This is a genomic window from Neptunicella sp., assembly GCF_048268085.1.
GTDB lineage: Bacteria > Pseudomonadota > Gammaproteobacteria > Enterobacterales > Alteromonadaceae > Neptunicella.
In genome coordinates this window covers 15,661-35,991 of record NZ_JBLWWF010000020.1, presented here as the reverse complement: position 1 = coordinate 35,991, position 20,331 = coordinate 15,661, and the positions used below count along the sequence as shown (strand labels likewise).

At 44.3% G+C, this 20,331-nt stretch carries 17 protein-coding genes and 2 pseudogenes; 5 read left to right on the top strand and 14 right to left on the bottom strand.

The features are described 5' to 3' along the window. Positions 1–31 precede the first annotated feature (31 nt). The 3 genes from tyrS to ACTD55_RS15310 all read left to right on the top strand — a co-directional run bounded on the left by tyrS (position 32) and on the right by ACTD55_RS15310 (position 5,894). Complete coding sequence (gene tyrS, locus ACTD55_RS15320) at positions 32–1,231, top strand: tyrosine--tRNA ligase (protein WP_438865212.1); 1,200 nt, start codon at positions 32–34, stop codon at positions 1,229–1,231. A 207-nt stretch (positions 1,232–1,438) separates the two neighbouring features. After that, positions 1,439–3,634 (top strand): SLC26A/SulP transporter family protein, encoded by a 2,196-nt coding sequence (locus ACTD55_RS15315; RefSeq protein ID WP_438865211.1) that lies wholly within the window; start codon positions 1,439–1,441, stop codon positions 3,632–3,634. Between the two features lie 97 nt (positions 3,635–3,731). Further along, positions 3,732–5,894 carry a tetratricopeptide repeat protein gene (locus tag ACTD55_RS15310; RefSeq protein WP_438865210.1) on the top strand — a complete coding sequence of 721 codons (2,163 nt, stop codon included), beginning with the start codon at positions 3,732–3,734 and terminating at the stop codon, positions 5,892–5,894. 22 nt (positions 5,895–5,916) lie between these two features. Here ACTD55_RS15310 and ACTD55_RS15305 read toward each other — a convergent pair whose 3' ends face one another. From ACTD55_RS15305 to ACTD55_RS15265, 9 genes are all read right to left on the bottom strand, one after another. After that, on the bottom strand, positions 5,917–6,738 hold the full coding sequence (locus ACTD55_RS15305) for a hypothetical protein (protein WP_438865209.1): 822 nt from the start codon (positions 6,736–6,738) through the stop codon (positions 5,917–5,919). A 394-nt stretch (positions 6,739–7,132) separates the two neighbouring features. Beyond that, positions 7,133–8,485 carry an NAD(P)/FAD-dependent oxidoreductase gene (locus tag ACTD55_RS15300; RefSeq protein WP_438865208.1) on the bottom strand — a complete coding sequence of 451 codons (1,353 nt, stop codon included), beginning with the start codon at positions 8,483–8,485 and terminating at the stop codon, positions 7,133–7,135. An 11-nt stretch (positions 8,486–8,496) separates the two neighbouring features. Further along, positions 8,497–9,075 (bottom strand): GNAT family N-acetyltransferase, encoded by a 579-nt coding sequence (locus tag ACTD55_RS15295; RefSeq protein WP_438865207.1) that lies wholly within the window; start codon positions 9,073–9,075, stop codon positions 8,497–8,499. Further along, complete coding sequence (locus tag ACTD55_RS15290; protein ID WP_438865206.1) at positions 9,072–9,470, bottom strand: DUF2721 domain-containing protein; 399 nt, start codon at positions 9,468–9,470, stop codon at positions 9,072–9,074. Before ACTD55_RS15290 ends, ACTD55_RS15295 begins: the two co-directional genes overlap by 4 nt. A gap of 4 nt (positions 9,471–9,474) precedes the next feature. Next, complete coding sequence (locus ACTD55_RS15285; protein WP_438865205.1) at positions 9,475–9,888, bottom strand: hypothetical protein; 414 nt, start codon at positions 9,886–9,888, stop codon at positions 9,475–9,477. Positions 9,889–10,078: 190 nt separating this feature from the next. Then, positions 10,079–11,470 (bottom strand): adenosylhomocysteinase, encoded by a 1,392-nt coding sequence (gene ahcY / locus ACTD55_RS15280; protein WP_438865204.1) that lies wholly within the window; start codon positions 11,468–11,470, stop codon positions 10,079–10,081. A gap of 131 nt (positions 11,471–11,601) precedes the next feature. Beyond that, positions 11,602–12,414, bottom strand: a complete 813-nt coding sequence (locus tag ACTD55_RS15275; protein ID WP_438865203.1) for a cobalamin-binding protein — start codon at positions 12,412–12,414, stop codon at positions 11,602–11,604. After that, the gene (locus ACTD55_RS15270; RefSeq protein ID WP_438865202.1) at positions 12,411–13,367 is read right to left on the bottom strand and encodes a cobalamin biosynthesis protein CobD/CbiB; all 957 of its coding nucleotides are present in this window, start codon (positions 13,365–13,367) and stop codon (positions 12,411–12,413) included. The genes ACTD55_RS15275 and ACTD55_RS15270 overlap by 4 nt, the downstream gene beginning before the upstream one ends. Then, complete coding sequence (locus ACTD55_RS15265) at positions 13,364–14,062, bottom strand: 5'-methylthioadenosine/adenosylhomocysteine nucleosidase (protein WP_438865201.1); 699 nt, start codon at positions 14,060–14,062, stop codon at positions 13,364–13,366. The genes ACTD55_RS15270 and ACTD55_RS15265 overlap by 4 nt, the downstream gene beginning before the upstream one ends. Positions 14,063–14,295: 233 nt before the next feature. Here ACTD55_RS15265 and ACTD55_RS15260 point away from each other — a divergent pair, with 233 nt between their 5' ends. Then, positions 14,296–14,937, top strand: coding sequence for a DUF1707 and DUF2154 domain-containing protein (locus tag ACTD55_RS15260; RefSeq protein WP_438865200.1), 642 nt, complete (start codon positions 14,296–14,298; stop codon positions 14,935–14,937). Between the two features lie 80 nt (positions 14,938–15,017). Here ACTD55_RS15260 and ACTD55_RS15255 read toward each other — a convergent pair whose 3' ends face one another. The 5 genes and pseudogenes from ACTD55_RS15255 to ACTD55_RS15235 form a co-directional block, all read right to left on the bottom strand. Next, positions 15,018–16,568 carry a M16 family metallopeptidase gene (locus ACTD55_RS15255; protein ID WP_438865199.1) on the bottom strand — a complete coding sequence of 517 codons (1,551 nt, stop codon included), beginning with the start codon at positions 16,566–16,568 and terminating at the stop codon, positions 15,018–15,020. Then, positions 16,565–17,293, bottom strand: a pseudogene (locus ACTD55_RS15250) (M16 family metallopeptidase); the annotation flags it as partial. The pseudogene ACTD55_RS15250 and the gene ACTD55_RS15255, both read right to left, overlap by 4 nt. Before the next feature lie 69 nt (positions 17,294–17,362). Further along, positions 17,363–17,872: pseudogene (locus ACTD55_RS15245) on the bottom strand (M16 family metallopeptidase); the annotation flags it as partial. A 229-nt stretch (positions 17,873–18,101) separates the two neighbouring features. Then, a complete protein-coding gene (locus tag ACTD55_RS15240) occupies positions 18,102–18,680 on the bottom strand; it encodes a DUF2726 domain-containing protein (RefSeq protein WP_438865198.1) in 579 nt (192 codons plus the stop codon). A gap of 107 nt (positions 18,681–18,787) precedes the next feature. Next, the gene (locus ACTD55_RS15235; RefSeq protein WP_438865197.1) at positions 18,788–19,123 is read right to left on the bottom strand and encodes a hypothetical protein; all 336 of its coding nucleotides are present in this window, start codon (positions 19,121–19,123) and stop codon (positions 18,788–18,790) included. A 177-nt stretch (positions 19,124–19,300) separates the two neighbouring features. Here ACTD55_RS15235 and rssA point away from each other — a divergent pair, with 177 nt between their 5' ends. After that, a complete protein-coding gene (gene rssA / locus ACTD55_RS15230) occupies positions 19,301–20,260 on the top strand; it encodes a patatin-like phospholipase RssA (protein WP_438865196.1) in 960 nt (319 codons plus the stop codon). Positions 20,261–20,331 lie beyond the last annotated feature (71 nt).

The window sequence follows — 20,331 nt, the reverse complement described above, 5'->3', positions numbered from 1 at the left end:
GCATTTAGTATGACGGATTGAGGAGTAAATAATGTCAGATTGGCAAGCCGCTTTGGCGGAAATTCAGCGGGGAGCAGAAGAAATTCTGGTCGGAGAAGAATTAGCCGACAAACTGAAAACAGGTAAACCGTTGAAAATTAAAGCGGGTTTTGATCCTACTGCGCCTGATCTGCATTTAGGTCATACCGTATTAATCAACAAACTACGTACCTTCCAGCAGTTAGGTCACGAGGTTATTTTCCTGATTGGCGACTTTACCGGCATGATTGGTGATCCCACTGGTAAAAACGTCACCCGTAAGCCTCTGACCAAAGAAGACGTATTAGCCAATGCCGAAACTTACAAAGAGCAGGTATTTAAAATTCTCGATCCGGCCAAAACCACCATTCGTTTTAATTCAGAATGGATGGAACAGTTAGGCGCTGCGGGCATGATCAAACTGGCTGCCCGTCAAACGGTGGCAAGGATGTTGGAGCGTGATGATTTCAAAAAGCGTTATAACGGTGGTCAGCCGATAGCGATCCATGAATTTTTATATCCGTTAGTACAAGGCTGGGATTCAGTGGCACTGCAATCCGACGTCGAGTTGGGCGGTACAGATCAGCGCTTTAACCTGCTAATGGGGCGCGAACTGCAAAAAGAGGAAGGCCAACGCCCCCAAACCGTATTAATGATGCCGCTACTCGAAGGCCTCGATGGCGTACAGAAAATGTCCAAGTCGCTGAATAATTATATTGGCATCACTGATACGCCGAACGATATGTTTGGCAAAATCATGTCGATCTCTGATGAATTGATGTGGCGTTACTACGACTTGTTAAGCTTCCGTCCGCTTGAAGAAATTAGTCAGTTAAAACAGCAGATGGCTGACGGTGCTAATCCACGTGATATTAAAATCGCCTTGGCCAAAGAAATTATCGAACGTTTTCATGATAAAGCGGCTGCCGAAGGTGCCCATCAGGATTTTATCCAGCGTTTTCAAAAAAATGCCATCCCTGATGATATGCCTGAGTTAAGCTTTGCTTTGGAAGCAGACGGTATTGCGATTGCTAATTTGCTTAAAGAAGCGGAGCTGGTGAACTCTACCTCCGATGCAATCAGGATGATTAAGCAAGGGGCAGTTAAAATTGATGGTGATAAAGTCGAGGATACTAAGTTGGTACTAACTGACTCTACGACTAAAGTATATCAGGTGGGTAAACGTAAGTTTGCCAGAATTACATTAAATTAAATCACCTCTGTCATTGATTAAGGGAAGCGCGGCTTCCCTTTTTTATTGCTAACCCCGAAGACGCTGTCGTTCTTCAATATTGTCTGGTTAGTTTGGCGTTATTGATAATACAACGTCTACTAACCCTCGCATTCTGTGACAAATTCTTCAGCCTTTTACGCTTATTAGTCAGGAGCCTTTGCTGATTCAAAAGAAGTCGTAAAATTTATGGAAAAAATGACCAATTCTGCGTGGCGCAGTGATATTACCGGTGGCGTCGTCGCGTCGATAGTTACCCTGCCTAAAGCAATGGCTTATGCCACCGTGGCATTTGCGCCATTGGGGCCGGATTATTTGCCTTTGGGAATTCTGGCCGGCATGTTGGCACTGATTTTCGGTAACCTTATTACGATTGGCCGAAGTAATGGAATTGTAATTAATAGTACCTTTTCACTCGCGTCGATGATGTTGGCGTCTGCTCTGACATTTATCCTTAACCATACCACTGAGTTACCCGCAGCGGAGCAGATTCCATTGGCATTAACGTTACTGTTCTTGGTGATGTTTTTCAGTGGGGTGTTTCAGGTTATCGCCGGGGTGTTAAAGATGGGCAGTTTAGTCAAGTATATTCCCCAACCGGTCATTTCAGGACTGGTTAATGGTGTGGCGATTCTGATTGTGACCAGCCAACTACCCGCATTTTTAAACGTGCCAGACCATCCTGATGTAAGTGGCTTGCAACAGCTGGCCTACATCAATTGGTCGTTAGTGGGGATCGGTTTGGTCACCATGTTGGCGTTAGTTTATGGACCCTTTTTTATTAGCAGAATACCACCGGTATTTATTGGAATTGCATTGGGCTGCGCTGCCTTTTATGGCATCGCTTGGTTGCAGGGGAGTGCACCGGGAACCACCTTGCAAGGATTACCCAGTGGTATTCCACAACCTCTATATCTTATCCAATTTTTGCAGCTAGATAGCAGCCAGTTACCGCTCGTTGTAGATTTATTACCGTTTGCTATGGCTGTTGCAGCGGTGCTGTCGTTGTGGAGTTTGCTATTTATGGCCAGTGCCGACAATTTACTGGCCGAGCGTTCCAATGGTAATCATGAGTTGGTCGGTCAGGGATTAGGCAATATGTTGTTATCGCTATTTGGTGGTGTGGTGGTTGCCGGTAATTCCAATACTTTGGTTAATTATGCCAACGGTGGTCGTAACACATTATCTAAATTCAGCTGTGGCCTTTTTTCATTGTTGATATTGCTGTTTTTAGGCCCGTTGATCAGTTTATTACCCACTATCGTATTAGCTAGTTTATTAATCGCATTTTCCATTCAGGCTATCGATAAATGGAGCGTTAAACTCGGCAAAATCGCGATTGGCGGAGATAAGGAATCCCGAGAGGGAGTACCCGACTTATTGATCATGTTAGCCGTGATGTTAATTATGCTGACGATAGGTGTTTTCGCTGCAGTGGGAGCGGGGATTGCTATTTCGTTGATACTGTTTATTTATCGAATGGGAAGAGAAATTATTCGTCAGGATCGCAGTGGAAAACAACTGCGTTCGAATGTGGTTCGTTGTCATGCCGAGCGTCAACTACTCAAAGAGCAAGGTGACAAAATCAGAGTCATTGAAATTGAAGGCGCGTTATTTTTTGGTACCACAGATGCAGTCAGCAACCGGATCCAAGACCTGAATAAACAGGATGTAGATACCATTATTCTGGATATGAAGCGCATTACCGATGTGGACAGTACCGGCTCAGAGTTGTTATTGCGTTTGCGACATCAGTGTCAGCGTTTTGGTCAGCAATTATTACTAAGTGGTATCGATACGCGAGAAGCTGATAATGCGTTTTTGCAAAAAATGGGAACACTGGATGTATTCAGTAGTCAGGGACATTTTATTTCATTACTCGATGCCTTGGCTGAAGCTGAAAATAACTTGTTAGATAAAATATTTGGCCAAGATCGTTATAGTCAGATCACGGCAATTAATAACACTCCCATTTTTGCTGGTTTAACAGCGCAGCAACGTGATGATTTAAGTCAGTATGTTGTCTATCGTGAATTTCAATGTGGTGAACAGATTTTTGCGCAAGATGCCGCTGCGGATTCAATTTTTGTGGTACTTAAAGGACAGGTTACCCTGAAAATACAGTCTCGTCTTGAACCGGTTAAAGTGGTAGCGACCCTATGTCCTGGTTTTGTATTTGGCGAAATGGCATTAGTAAAAGAGCGTAAACGATACAGTAGTGCCTTGGCGCTGGGACCGGTAACCTGTATAGAGCTGACAAATGAACAATTACATCAATTACATCAAGATAATCCAGCGTTGGCTTTTCAGCTTTTGGCCAATATAAGCACCGATCTGTCTGAGCGATTGGCACGAGCGGCGAAAAGTAGCGCGAATTATCTTTAGCCGATTGTGTTAGCGGCTAAGCAGTGTTGAAATGTTGGTAATATTGAATAGGATGTTGAATAAAAGATGTCCATAAAATCTCTCAGGGAGTGATTCTTTGCACGTATTAATGCGTTTCTTATCTGAACTTCGTCGCCGTAATGTCGTACGCACTATGGTGGCGTATTTGGGACTGGTTTGGGTGATCTTGCAAGTAGTGGCGACGGTGGTGCCATTACTCAATATGTCTCCATTAGTGGGCAGTTTTTTTACCATCGTATTGTTAGCGGGTATCCCGGTGGTGTTTTACATAGCCTGGTATTTTGATATTACCCTGCATGGATTGGAACGTATTACAGATGATACCGACGAGCCAATAAAACCTTTAGGCCCTTGGCGTTGGGCGGGACTGGCAGTGATTGTGATTGGCAGTGGATTATTAGGGTTTGAATTGTTCGACCAAATAAAAGGAGACTTAGCCAAATCTCAGCAAGGGGTGGAAAGCGTTAAACAGGCCGATTCTATTGCGGTAATGCCGTTTAGGGATTTGAGTCCTGATCAGGATCAGGCGTATTTAGCCGAAGGTTTATCCGAAGAATTGACCAGTTTACTGGGAGAGCGGGCGGAGCTGTCTGTCTCAGCGTTTAGTTCGGTTTTAGTGCTCAGTCAAAAAGAGATGACACCGATTGATATTGGTCGGCGGCTACAAGTTCAAACCATTTTATCCGGCAGTATTCGTACTGTCGGTGACAGATTAAAGTTGCGTCTGGAATTAATCGACACTTCTGACGGGCGTACGCTGTGGACGGACAATATTCAACGTAAGTTAACCGATATTTTTGCAGTAGAATCCGAGGTAGGGCGCTCAGTTGTCAACTTGTTACAAGACAATTATCTCGGCGTCGATAGCAATGCAAAAATAGCCAAAACTAATAGCACCGATGCGTATGTGATATACCTCAAGGGACGTGAACAGTATCGCCAGCAAACTACCGAATCAATGAAGCAGGCTCGCCAGTATTTTCAACAGGCTATTGCTTTGGATCCGGAATATGCTGAAGCCTATGTGGGATTGGCTGATAGTATTTTGATGTTATCCAAAAGCGCCTATCGATTTGGGGTGTTGGAGCCGGAAATTGCCGCCCAGTTAGCTGAAAAAAATCTTACTAAAGCGTTGGTGCGCGATCAGAATATCGCCCGTGCATATGCCATTCAAGGCAAGGTATTTGAATTGCAACAGCAAAATGATCAAGCGCTATCAGCTTATGAAAAAGCGATAAGCTTAAATCCCAATTTGGCAATCGCCTATATGTGGCGATTTAATGAATTGCAGCGACAAAATCGTTATGACGAAGCATTGGAATCATTGCAGATAGCAGCCAGACTGGATCCCGTATCCATTGCGACGCAATATAATCTGGGCTACGAATATTTTCGTAAAGCTGACTATCAAAAGGCACAGTTGCAATTCGAACAGTTAATTAAAGACTTCCCGGCTTCGCCTATGGGATATAAGGGATTAGCCGGAGTTGCCTATAACCAAGGGCATTTGGCAGACAGTTTAGAATACTGGAAAAAAACACTGGATATCTCCCCTGAGGACAGCAACTTTCAACAACAATATTTGAATGTGTTACTGCAGTTAAAAATGGTCGATCAAGCCCAATCGCTTACCGATGATGAAGGTTATCAGCCGACGTTTTTGCTGCTATCTGGTCAGTATGATGAGCTATTTAAACTAATGGACTTCCAACTGGCGGCTAATCCGGATGATCCGTGGATCATGTTCGAAGCGGGTTGGTATCAAATGCTGGTTGGGGATGACCAGCGTGGAATCACACTATTATTACAAGCCTATCCACTTTTTTCTGAACAAGAGCTCTATGCCATGCCTTATTGCAGTCCGGCGATTGAAATCGCTTGGGCATTGCAACAAAGTGAGCAAACTGACAGTGCACAGAAACTGATATCACAGTGCCATAAGCAAGTAACAGCGGCGTTGAATGTGGGTGGGATTGATAATATTTACACGTACCTGATGACCAGAATCGCTGCATTAAACAACGATCCTCAATTAGCCATAGAACGTTTACAGCAAGTGGTGGATGCAGGTTGGTTAGAATGGTGGACCAGCAAAGATCCACTAATCAATGTCATAAAAGAAAATCCCGAAGCGCAGGTTTTATTTAAGCAGATTGAAGCTAAATTGCAGCAACAGTCAGAGCAAGCCAGTGCGTTTTTACAGCAACAAAAAGAAGTAGACGGTGAGGGAGACAAATAAGTCGTCCCCCATATTTCATATATTATGCTCGTTTAATCCGACGCCAACTCATGGCGCCAAACCCAGCCAATATTAGCGAAAATAATGGTGGTTCGGGCACATCAGTGGCTAAAATGTGCAAATCTTCTCTATAAGAGGTATATGAGTCAACATCGCTTGCAAAACCTCTTTGACCACACAATTCTTCAAATTCATCCTGAGCTACTTGGTGCTGCTCACATTCATAGAACTCACGAAGACTATCGTAACTGAAGTACTGCTGTCCATCAGCTGCGAACTGCTTAAAAGTTAACGCCACAGTATAATCACCGGCAAGCATATCCAGAGGCATAGCTGCGTCCAGAAAGATATTTTTCTTGATATCATCGCTATCACTGGCGGGATCATCATCTTCGGCTAACCATGTATCGCTGCCACTAAATACCCAACTATTAGTGCCCTGAAATATTTCCCACACAATGTCGTAGCTGGCTGAATTATTAAGGAAAACTTCCACAAAACCTTGTAATTGCAGGCGGTCGCCCAAATCAAACTCATAATCGCAGTCGGTGCGAATAAAGCCATCACGGGTATCCTCAATCTTATAGTGGCAGTCCATTGCAGGGGTCGCATAAACGTAATGACTAAAACTATTGTAGGAGTAGCTGCCATAGTCATTACCACCACTTAACCCTACGCTATTAATATTACTTTGATCCACCAACTTAACGGTATGGTTAAACGAATCTGTACCTTTTATTGACCCGCCGCTGCGGATAATGCGTGCTTCTGCCTGACTGGCCATTAAAGCTATCAACACAAGAGCCAGGGGAGCTAACCCATAAAATGTTCTGTTGGTGGTCATTGACTTATTCCTTATCTATAAACTGTTGCAGATTTAATGCATTTGCGCTGTGCGGAACCTCATAATGATATAAGCGTAATTTAAAATCAGTATTGTCAAAATAGTTTAGTTATTTTGGATAATTGATAAACACCGCTATGCAGCGGACTGTGCTTGTGGTTAGTTTACCTTACCATTTTCCGTATTTGTTTCGCTGCTTTTACCATATTGCTTTAGTGCTAGGTTTGTTGGTCAAAACATAGGTAGAACAACAACTTAGTTGCACGCTATAGCTAACCTCTGATGGCATCAAACGTAAGCTCTATGGAGTCTCAAAGCCAGATATGACAAAAGCCTAGGTGATGTCATTTATTGCCATTGCCACTCAGCATTTTCAGCGCACCATAGGCTAAGCTCACAGCCATTCATCCTTAAAGCGGCCCCAGTGGTAAAATGCGGATAACCCAATGCGGCGAAAGGGGGAGAAGGGGAATTTTTTCAGTGGCGAGTTAAAAAAGGGTAAATCGGGCAGGCTAGTATTTCCAGTCATAGGTTCGTCCATCACACGCTGGGCTAATCGATATCCTGCCTGAGTAGAAAAAGACACCCCCGAACCACAATAACCCATCGCATAAAAGATATTGGCATCGGTTTGAGCTTGTGCAATGCGCGGATAGTCATCCAGCGAGACGCTGACCCAGCCACTCCAGAAAAACTCGGCGTTAAGTTGGGTAAGTTGCGGAAAACTTTGTTTAAGTGCAGCTAAAAGCCGTTTTTGATAAACCGGATCATTGGCCTGCTTGCCATAAATTGCTCCGCGTCCACCAAACAGGATGCGATTATCCGGCAGTAAACGGTAATAATATTTAAGCGATCGGGTATCCATCACCATTAAGCCCGGTTTTAATCCACAGTCGGTTAACTGCTGTTGTGTTAACGGTTCGGTGACAATGATGCTGGACAAAACCGGAAAGTGGCGGTTATCGATCTCGGGGTGAAATTTATTCAGGGTATAACCGTTACTGGCAATCACCACTTTATTAGCGCGAACCTGAGCCGAAGGGGTATGCAGTATTTGTTTATCCTGCTGTTTTTGCCAGTTAATGACCGGTGAACCTTGATGCAACTGTACGCCGGTGTTGTGAGCCAGTGCGGCATAGCCTTGCACCATTTTTAACGGATGTACGCCAAAACAGTAAGGGAATAATAAGCCACCATAGGCTTGCTCACTTTTCATATAGTGCTGCTGTAGTTGCTGACGATCAACAAACTGCACCGGATCATCAAAGCTGTTGCGCATTAACTCGGCTTGCTGCTCTAATCCTGAAACCAGTTTGGCGCGATGCGCAACTTTGAGATAACCGCCTGGCTGTGTATCACAAGCAATATTACCCAGTTCAATCAGCTCGGCGACTTTTTCAATGGCACTGCGATATTCTGCGTAAATTAATTTAGCAGTCTGTTCGCCCCATTGAAGCTGCATTTGTGGGAAGGATAAGCGACCCGTCCCGTTTAATACAAAGCCACCGTTGCGACCACTACATCCCCAACCGATTTGATTGGCTTCCAGCAAGGTGACTTGTACTCCTTGCCGGGCTAAATGATAAGCGCAGGAGAGTCCAGTATAACCGCCACCGATAATGGCAACATCGGTATCCACCTCACCTTCGGCGTGCGGATAGTTGGTCGGTGCAACTGTACTAGCCCAATAGGAAGCGGGATAGGGGGCATTTTGACCGGGGCTAGTATCTACCAATGGATCGTACATGAGTACTGGGCTTAAAAGGTTGTTTGATCAAAGGGTAAAATCATTTCTGCGGCGACACAATTGCAGTCGGTACCGCAAATGGGGCAAACGTAGCCATCATAAATACAGTTTTCCAACCATTTTCCCGGATGTTCTTTAACCAGTGTTCCACCACATTTTGAAAAATACTTAAATGCGCTATTGCCCGGACTGGCTAACCAAATATGCGCCAACCCTGCTTGTGCACCTTGTTGACGGGCGGTTTTGATTGAGTGTTTCAGCATCGATGAACCTATACCATTGCCCTGATAGTCGGGGTTGACGGTGTTGCATTTAAAGTAACAGGTGGTCTCGATTGAAGTGGGCCATAATTCAGGGCTACACCATTTATCCGGCTGCCAGTTCCCGGCAGCGATGGTCAAACGAAAGCCAACCAGTTTATCTTTGTTAAAGGCGACCCAGCTAGCATTGATATTATTTTTTAAACCCAATTGATAAATTTGCTGAATGGCAGCCTGATCAAGGTAATTGTCACCATGTACATGATTACCCAGTTGGATGACCGCATCGAAATGCTGTGGATTGAGCTGTTGATAGTCAATGTGAATCATTTGCGCTTCTTATAGGACAAATTATATTCTTGTAAATGCACATCTAATGCTTCGACGGAAATTCTAATTTCCCAAACCGACATCCATAGTGAGTACAACAGAAGTACCAGTGAACCACCGAATATCCAGCTGCCTAATTGCTGGTATTCGGAATAAATCGCTAACATGGCCAACACGCACAGAAAAAAACTGGCCGCACCGGCTTCCTGCATGCGTTTAATTAATTGAATGCGTTTGCGTAAGTTGGCGATTTGCTTTTGGGCACTTTCGCTAATTTCAGTTGAGTCAAAGGTACGAATAATACTGGCTAAGGTCACAAAACGATTGGTGTAAGCCAACAACAATAAGGAAATCGCCGGAAATAAAATGGCCGGGGTGGTTAAGGTAATCATCATGGCGTTATTGCTCCAAATGCTGATTAAGGAAGGCTTTGGCAGAGGTGACATCATCAAACAGACGTTGTTCAATGGTGCCTTCTGCACCGTATTGACGTCTGACGCTATCGGCTTGGTGAATTGCCAGACTGGACGTCATGCAATAAGCCCCCACGACACAATTATTTTGCATACTGTATTTAAAGGCTTCTGTTAAATACTGAAGCCCGTCATTAGTCAATGCTTCCAGTTCCATGGCATCGGCCAAATAAGCCCAAGGCTTATCTTTAATATATTCAATCGCAGTGCGAAGATCTTGGCTGTATTTATTCGTTAATCCTTTGCCCAACGCACCACCGACAGTCACTACCAGAATACGATCATCAATGTGAATTGAATAGTGACCGTATTTATCACGTTGACTGAAGACTTCCGACATAATCTAGCGTCACTCTCAAAAAATAATTGGGGGATAATAATTGTCGCACGAATCGGTTAGATTCCATTCTAAAAAGCGCTCTAATTTTAACCTGATATTATTGGCAAGGCTATGCGAGGTTATTAAACTACCAATAAAACAGGATGCTGAAGCATCCTGATTAGTTTACGGATGTTAGAAAAATGTAAGATTAGTAACGATACAAGTCCGATTTGAACGGACCATTCACATCCACATTGATATATTTGGCCTGTGCCTCGGTCAGTTTGGTAATAACTCCCCCAAAACCTTGCACCATATAACGGGCAACTTCTTCATCCAGCTGTTTAGGTAATACTTCTACTGTCATCGCGGTTTGTTGTTGTTCAGGACTCATATTGGCAAAACCCTGCTTGAATAAGTGGATTTGCGCTAATACCTGATTGGCGAAAGAGCCGTCCATAATCCGTGAAGGGTGACCTGTGGCGTTACCTAAATTGACCAAACGGCCTTCAGACAGCAGCAATAAATGATCAGCGTCCAGTTCACTGCGATAAATTTTATGCACCTGCGGTTTAATTTCTTCCCAACGCCAGTTTTTACGCATAAAAGCGGTATCGATTTCGTTATCGAAGTGGCCAATATTACATACTACGGCACCAGATTTAAGGCTTCGTAGCACATTGGCATCGCACACATTGGAATTACCGGTGGTGGTGACAATCAGATCGGTGTTGGCTAACAACGCAGTGTTAATATCTTCCAGTTTGCCCGTGTTATTGCCAAAGTTATAAGGAGATACCACTTCGAAACCATCCATACAGGCTTGCATGGCACAAATCGGATCAATCTCGGTAACTCGGACAATCATGCCTTCCTGGCGCAAGGATTGAGCCGAGCCTTTACCTACATCACCATAGCCGATGACCAAGGCTTTTTTTCCGGCTAACAGATGATCGGTGGCGCGTTTAATCGCATCGTTAAGACTGTGTCGGCAACCATATTTGTTATCGTTTTTCGATTTAGTTACCGCATCGTTGACGTTGATAGCCGGCACTTTCAGGCTACCATCGCGCAGCATTTCTTCCAAACGATGGACACCGGTAGTGGTTTCTTCGGTTATACCATGCACATTGACTAATACTTGCGGATATTTGTCGTGCAGCATGGCGGTTAAATCGCCACCATCATCCAGTACCATGTTGGCTTGCCACGGCTGACCATCTTTGAGGATAGTTTGTTCCAGACACCATTCATATTCTTCTTCGGTTTCACCTTTCCAGGCATATACCGGGACACCTGCTGCAACAATCGCAGCGGCAGCGTGATCCTGTGTAGAGAAAATATTGCAGGATGACCAACGGACATTGGCGCCTAAATCCACTAATGTTTCGATCAATACGCCGGTTTGGATGGTCATGTGAATACAACCCAAAATATTGGCGCCAGCCAGAGGTTGTTGATCCCGATATTTGGCACGGATGGCCATTAATGCAGGCATTTCACTTTCGGCAATGGTCAGTTCTTTGCGACCCCATTCGGCTAGACTCATATCCGCGACTTTATAGTCATTATTGTTCAGTGTGGTATTGCTAATTGTCATAGTGTCGACCTGTGATGAATAAATATTAAAAGCTTATCGGAAGCGATTAGATGTTCATGAGTTTGGAAGAGCAGCATAAAACAACCGTTCAGATTGATCCATGCTGATATCAAGCTGAGTAACATAAATCGTTAGCGAATTTTCTCGCACAATGTCCCTATACCCTCTGCCAAGCGTGGGGTAAAACGGTGTAACAAATCCGGGTTAACCTGTACTACTTTCAGGGCCTTATCCTGGATTAACGGGGTCCATTGTTGCCAAAATTGTTGTACTTCGTCGGTATTGGCTTTTTGTGCTGCGATAATCACTTGTGGCTGACGCGCGATGACCGCTTCGATACCCACTTCCGGATACGCAGTATCCACATCAGCAAAAATATTATTGGCTGCACAATAGTCGAGTAAATGGTTAGCCCATGCTCCCTGCCCAATAGTCATCAAGGGTTTGGGCCACATATAGTAAAACACCTTTAGTCGTGGTTGGTCTGTATAGTGTTGCTTAATGGCATTGAGCTGGTTTACGTAGTGCTCGCTGATCTGCTGGGCGAGTTCGTTTTGATTGAGTAGCTGACCCAGCTGTCGTATTTCATTGGCAATGTCCATTGGATTGTCAGGATGGGAATAGAAAATAGTAAAGCCAAGACTGGCTAAGCGCTGCAGATCCTGAGGTTTATTTCCCCCTTGCCATGCCAGAATTAAATCAGGTTGCAAGCGCATAATGGCTTCAAAGTCGACTCCGAGATAACTGGCCACTGACGGTAGCTGCGCTGCTTCGGGGGGATAGTCACTATAATCGCTGGTAGCAACTAATTTATCGCCACTATTAAGAGCGTAAACCAATTCGGTCAGATGGGGAGACAGGCTGATGACTTTTTGGGGAGTCGCATAGGCAATGCCATAACAAAGCCAATTCAAGCCACTAAACAGCAACCACCAATATCTCATAATACCTTCCTTAAACCGTACAACAATGCTGCAATCAGTAAACTGAAAACCAATAAAATTACCAAACTTTTATCCAGTGCATTGAGTGTGCGTTTGATGTCCTGTGGCACTGGTAAACGGCTATTCCCCAGTTTGGCATGACGGTACTTTTGTCCTTGATACATGACCGGACCACTAAGTTGCATCTGCAAGGCACCAGCACTGGCGGCTAAAATAGCAGTATGGGTATTCCTATTGCCGCTACGCTGTCTTAACGCCTTGATACTGGTGCTAATATTTTCACTGAGCATCAAGGCAATAATCATTAATCTGGCCGGCAGCCAGTAAAGTAAAGCGGCCAATTTGGCAATGGGAAAACCAAAGTGCCGATAGCGTGGCAGTTTGCTGTTCCAGTGCTGACTAAATTCATAAATTAAACGATAACTGAGCGCAGCGACGCCACCGCTGACTAAAAACCAGAACATCACCGCAATATATTGATAGCAATAACGCAGCAATAAGGTTTCGATACAGGCTTTGCTGATTCCGACACTGGATAGCTGTTGCGTTTCCCGTAAGCAAAGGGATTGCAGAATATCCCGTGATAACACTTTTTTATTATGTGCCAAGGCATTGCCAATTCGTTTGGCACGATCTAATACGGATTTAAACTGTAACGCTATCAACAGTAGCAGACTGTCGAAAAATAACGGAAATTCAGCTAGTTGAATAAACAGAATAAGGATCACAATGGTGGGTAATAACAGCACTGCAGGTGCCAGTGTTCCTGATATTTTTTGTTGTACCGCAGTATTGCCTTGCGGATTAACTTTACTGGCCATACGTTTGGCTAATAGCCGGATAAAACCAAGAGGATGGTATCGATCCGGCCAGGCCCACAAACGCTCAATTAATACGGTGACTAATAAGACCCATATTGGTTGTAATTGCGGGGCGAGTAAAATCTCGGTCATTTAGCCAAGATAGCAATCATACCCATCACCAGTTCGGCCGAATGCTTAGCTGCAATTTCAATGTACTGGGTAAAGGACATGCTGGAGGTTTTTCCGGCAATATCCGACAAAGAGCGGATCACCACAAAAGGGGTGTCGAGCATAAAACAAGTCTGCCCAATCGCAGCACCTTCCATTTCTACCGCATGCATATCCGGAAATAATCCACGTAAACGCGCAACGGCATCATCACAACCAATAAATGAATCACCGGTACAGATTAAACCTCGTTTGGTTTTGACATGGGCCACTTCATGCGCGGCTTGCTCGGCGGCTTGAATGAGTTTGTCATCACAAGGAAAAATAGCCGGCATCCCGTAAACTTGTCCCCGCTCATAACCAAAATGGGTGACATCTACATCGTGGTGTTGTACCGCAGAAGCGACGACTACATCACCAATATCCAGATCGGCGTCAAAACCGCCAGCAGAACCAGTATTAACCACATAATCCGGTGCGAAACGATCAATCATCACGGTGGTGGCCACCGATGCGGCCACTTTTCCGATACCGCATTTCACCACGACGACCTCAACACCATGCAAGGTACCGGCATAAAAGGTCAAATGTGCCCAATGGCTGATACTGATGTTGTCCAAGGTTGACTGTAATAAGGCGACCTCTTGATCCATCGCGCCCAAAATACCGATTTTCATTTCGCTTACTCTATATTGGCTTCGGCAATTTATTTGCCCTAATAATTAGCGTAATAGTTTACCTGTAAATTAGAGTAATTCGTATAATTCACTAATAATTGGTGTAATTCGCTGTCGTCCATTGCGATGTGTTTTCATAACGCACTGTTATTAAAGGTTTTTTATATTGGTATACGAATTGCTTCTGGATACAGAGGCAATATTTCAGGTTAACCACATTACAGGGATTCAATATGACCGTTACCTTAACCGACAGACCTATCGAAAAAGTTCGAGAAGAAGTCATCGATCAACTGATTATGAATTACAGTCATGGACAAATATCCTTAGCCGCATTCGAGCGACGCTTGGATATTGCCAATCAAACCGATGATCACCATTTACTCGTGAAGCAGGTTGAAGATCTGACTTTACAGGTAGATGAATCCTACACTGAATCGAAAAATGAATCTTTGGGAACACATTACACACCGGGTAATGCTGTCGAACAGGAAAACATTACCAATATCCTTAGCAGTAATAAGCGTATTGGCAAATGGGATGTGCCCAAAGAGCTTAAGTGTTTTAGTCTGTTGGGAAACTTGGTGCTCGATTTTAGCGAAGCGCGTTTTACCCACCCTAGTGTGCGAATTAAGTTGATGAGCTTATTATCTGACGACACTATTTATGTGCCAGATAACGTTAATGTGATTATCCGCACCTCTAATGTGCTAGGCAGTACCAATACCAAATTAGAAGGCAAAACCAATCCCGAAGCCCCTACAGTGATTATTGAAGGGCTCTGTATGTTAGCCAGTACCAATGTCAAAATGAAACGTACCGTTAAACAGCGTTTTGTGGAATTTGCAGAACAATTGAAACAGATGTTGGGTTAACACCCACTGACTTTTAATTGCTCCATGAACTAAAAAAGCCGATAAAGATTATCTTTATCGGCTTTTTTTACCCTAACCTGTTATTGAAAGGTATCAGCCGAGGGCACTATCGTGATTTTCTTTACGTTAAGTGGATAGTTGGCAATCTCGGCGTCTTCAGCCAGCACGTCGGCAGGTAATCCTGATTTCACTAGATTCGAGTAGGTCATTGGTGAAGGCGTGTTATTTAACAGGCTATCAGCCAGTGGTTGCGCTTCGCTTTTATCGGTGACGATAGTCACAAACAAATTATCGGTTTGCCAATATTGGCGAATCGCTGCATTGACTTGTTCCAGTGTGGTATTGGCTAGCAGCTTATCCATTTCGGCCAGATAATTAGTCCGTCCATAAAAATGGGAATCCATTAACCAGCCAAGTTGTTGCTCTGGTCCTTGTGCATATAGCTTGATATAGCTGCGCAAAAAGGTCTTGGTTGCCTCGAAATCGGCTTGACTTAAACCATTTTTAATCAGCAAGTCGAATTCCCGCAAAGCCAGTCGCAAAGCAAAGTGGGCATGACCAATATTAATATCCGCCAGTTCTTTATATTGAGCTTTAAGTTGTTCGGCGATTTGTACCGGGCGGATCCAGATGGACCAATAATTCGATGCTCTTGGTACACCGGAGGGTGGAAGTTGATTACGGCCGCCATTGTCATACCACTCGATATAGGAATAATCACCGTAGTTCATCGAGCGGGTTTGACGGATTTTCTGATATAGGCGTGAGTAAGCTTTGCGATGTTCACCCATCCATGAATTAGCAATCATCAGTGCGGCAAAATCATCATCAGCACGCGTAATAGGCAGCGGTGCGCCGGTGAATATGGCAGAGCCAAAAGCGCCGTCTTTGGCGATTATTTCGACTTCAATACCATCGGCATGATTAGCTTTGGATGGTGTGGCTGGAGTAAAGGGTGAATCAGACAACTGATTCAAATCGCTTTTTAACTTGTTAAGCAAGTGGTCATTGTAATTGCCCGCAATACCTAAAGACACGTTGTGACGAGTAAACGCCTGTTGATAAAACGTTTTGATCTTGTCGAGGCTGATACGTTTTACCGATGCAGACGTACCCTGTAATAAATGTTGCATATTACCACCACGGAATAACTGATCTTCCAGAGCAAACTTACTGTAGTCCTCATCAGAAGATGCCCGTACCACTTGATCCACATAGTTTTGCTGGGCCTTCATTACCCGCTCGAAATCGGCTTGGGTAAAATCCGGTGCCAGTAATACGTTTTTAACAATGGGATAGAACTGATCTACAAACTCGGTAGGTACCTGAAAAGTAAAGGTCACCACTTGTTTATCGACGTTGACGCCATAACTTGCCGCCCAGGGAAACATTTTATCCTGAATATCGGCATAGCTCATGCCACCTGCGCCACCTTGTGCCATCAGTGAAGCGGTGGCATAAGTTAAACCGGCTAAATCGGCGGGATCCGATACGGAACCGTTATTAAAACGGACTTTGATGACGACTTTATTGGATTTATCCTGCTTGAGTTCTACCACATCCAAGGCTTGTGCCTGAATAGTAAATAACAGGCTTAAGACGACAATGGTATTTTTTAGTATAGATCTCATTGCAATGCTCCTTGTGCGTCGTCAGTGATAGTCGCTATGGTTAACCGGGCCGGATCGAAGTATTTATTCGCCACCATTTTGATATCGTTTACTGTGACTTGATCATACAGGGCGTATAGCTTATTGATGGACTCGGGATCGCCGGTTAACTGAATATAATGGCTCAAGGATTCCGCAATCGCACTGGGTGTATCAATACTCATGGCAAAGCCATATTTAAGATTAGATTTGGTGCGCTGTAATTTGGCGCTATCCACACCTTGCTCTTGCACTTTAGCAATGGCTTTTTCGATTTCAGCTTTGACATAGGGCATGTCGGCCTTGTTGACCATGGATACCTGAATGGTAAACAAGTTTGGATCGCGGCTATCCTGTGCTCCACCTCCAATAAAACGCACTTTTTGCTCGTCAATCACCAGTTTTTTATAGAGATCCGATGTTGGCGAAAACACCATTGACGACAAGACGTCCAGCGCGGGCATATCAATTTTACTGTCACTAAATGCCGGTCCTTTATAGCTCATGCTGAAGTAGGGCGGGATCGAACCGTTTTGTAAATGGGTATAACGGGTTTCGGTTTGCTCAGGTTCAGTAGGAATTTTTGCCACATAATTGCCACGTTGCCACTGGCCAAAATATTTTTCGGCTAATTCATTAACCTGCTTTGCGGTAACGTCACCCACCACCAGAATGGTGTTGTATTCAGGGCGGTAATAGCGGTCAAAAAAGGTTTTGGAATATTCATACTGATTGGGCATATCCACTATATCGTTGAAATAGCCCATCGTGGTGTGTGAATAGGTATGGGTAGTAAAGGCGGTTTCCGCTAGTTTCTCATTAATTTGACTGTATGGACTGGCAAAGTTTTTGGTGTATTCACCTTTGACCGCACCCGCTTCGGTTTTAAATTCATGCTCGGAGTATTTCAAATGTTGAAAACGATCGGCTTCGAGTTCAAACATCAGCTCTAATTTATTCGCATTACCGGTCATATGGTATTGGGTGCGATCCTGAGTGGTATTGGCATTGGCCGCGGCACCTGTTGACTTGAGTGCGGCACTATAAGCTTCTTTGGGGTATTTATCGGTACCACGAAACATCATGTGTTCAAAAAAGTGGGCGAATCCGGTTACACCCGGTTCCACTTCATTGCGAGCACCAACGCGGGTAATAATATAAAAAGCGGCCAGTCCGGGAGAGTCAAATGGCACAGTGACGACGTTGAGACCATTATCCAATTTATGTTGATAAATTGGATAAGGCAGAATTTTACTGCTGTCGGTTGCCGTTGTATCAGGTTTCATGCTGGTGCTACAAGCACTGAGCACTAATCCTAATGCAAAGGCGACGATAAATTTTTTCATTATTAACATTCCTGATAAGTCATTCGAAATAGAGTAAGCGATACCAGTCTGGCTTAAAATAAATCAGAATTAAAGATAGGGTCAGGAAATAGAATGTAACGGAAATTGTAAACTTGTGATGCTGAAGCAGATACCGCCTTTAGACGGTATCTGTAATCAAATGGGCTGGTTATGCCGCCACTGGGTTACGTAAACCGCCTTTCTTGTCTTCTTGGTAACCCGTTGTGCCTTTAATAATCGGGGCTTTAGGGGTTTTATAACGCAAAGGGGCTAATTTTGCGTCAATACATTCGCGAATATCTTGAGGTTTATAACCGGATTTTACTTTTATACGCAGATGTGGAATTTTAGCCGCGTCCAGTGAACTGCTAACAAACCAATCACGTTGGGTTTTATAACCTTCTTTTCCATTAGGGTGGACTAAGTCGATCGCCACGACCGGACTTAAATCGTTTTTGTCACACAATACAAAGTCGAGTTGTTTGGTGTTAGCCCGGAGTAATGCGGTTTGTGAGGTTTTTTTGTCGGTGCCGTGTCTAATCGACAAAATATCGGCCAGTTTCACTCGGCAGATAATCCGATATTGATTACCTACTGCTACATCCAGCAAGGTTAAAAAGTTACGCTCTACCGGTGTAAACAAATTGGTTTTCTTGTGAAACGGAAAGGCCAGTCCGGTATCATTAAGCTTGATTGCAACGACCGCTACAACAATGAGCATGATCATCAGCACAATTGCCAGTTCCATAAAATATCCTCTTCAATAGACCTACGTCAGATTTTTGACCACGGGGATCAGTTGAAGAAAATAATGCAAAGAAGGTGCCAGCCTCTAGATAATTGACGTTTGATGAATTAGGAAGATGATTTAACTAATATATCTACTTGGGTTCCTTGCCCATCGGCAGATAGCACCACCACTTTTTGGCCCTGGTCAAACTGCAGTACACGTCGACCTTTCAAGGTTTCGTCATTATCCGGTGTCCCTAGCTGTTGTAGATAAAAATCAGCCGCTTGCTGTATATCACTGTTGGCGTGATAACTTAAACTGGCGGGTAACTTATCATCAAAACTCTGGCAAAAACGTGCCTCCGGATAAAGCGGCGTTTGATGGAAATCGGCGGGACAATTTGTTGTAGCATGTCCAGCCATGCTGACCAGCAATCCGGCAAGGAGTAGGCTGTTTTTCATGCGTAAAACCTCAGTTGATAGTGATGATTAACATCGAATTAGAGCTTAACTATAGTGGTCTGGCATGATTGCGGCAATAGTAAAGCAAGGCTAACAGGTATATTGCTGGGTTATTGGGTATATCGAAGTAGGGTAGGAGTCGGTAGAATAATTAAAGATTGATAAAAGGAGTCGTGAATGGGCAAGAAAATCGGTTTGGCATTGGGCAGTGGTGCCGCACGTGGTTGGGCACATATTGGCATTATCGAAGCCCTGCAGGAGCTGGGGATTGAATTTGATATTGTTGCCGGTTGTTCAATTGGAGCCTATGTAGGATCTGCGTTTGCCAATAATAAGCTGCCGGAATTGAAAGAGTGGGTCAGCAGTTTTACCGAATGGCAAGTGGCAGGATTACTAGGAGTCGGATTCAAACGCGGTGGACTGATTTCCGGTGAGAAAGTGTTTACTAAATTAGCCGAAGATTTTGTACCTCAGGATATTAGCCAGTTACATAAAAAATTTGGCGCAGTGGCTACGGATTTGTACCGTGCACGTGAAGTCTCTTTTACCGACGGTGACGTGGTTGATGCGGTGCGGGCGTCTTGTTCGATCCCGGCAATTTTCCCCGCGCATTGGTATCGCGGAACCTGGTTGGTCGATGGCGCGGTGGTGAATCCGGTACCGGTATCACTTTGCCGTCATATGGGGGCGGATATTGTGATAGCGGTAAATTTAAACTCCAATTTTTACTCTGCCTATGAAGATCAGTTAGAAGAAGATCAAAAATCCAGTGAAGATCAATTTTCCAATTTTTTAAGTAAGAGTAAAAGTGTGGTTGCCCAGTGGTGGGGGGATGAAAGCCGCCAAAATGAAGTGGATGATGAAGATGGAAGCGACGGAAACCCGTCTCTTGGGCAACGTCGTCCGAAAAAGTCACCAACCATGATTGGCACCATGTCCGGCGCATTGGATATTATGCAAGACCGTGTTACCCGTTCACGTTTGGCTGGCGAGCCACCGGATATTCTGCTGGAGCCGCAGCTGGGACGGGTCGGTATGATGGAATTTCATCGTGCCGAGGAACTCATTGCTGAAGGGCGTGCCAACGTTGCACGTTTGGCTGAACAAATTAAATACCGTTTAGGTCTGTTGGATTGATGTTGTTAATGCGTCAAGCATGGCATTTTGTTGCCATGCTTGGGCGATCATTTTTCACTCCAGCTAACATC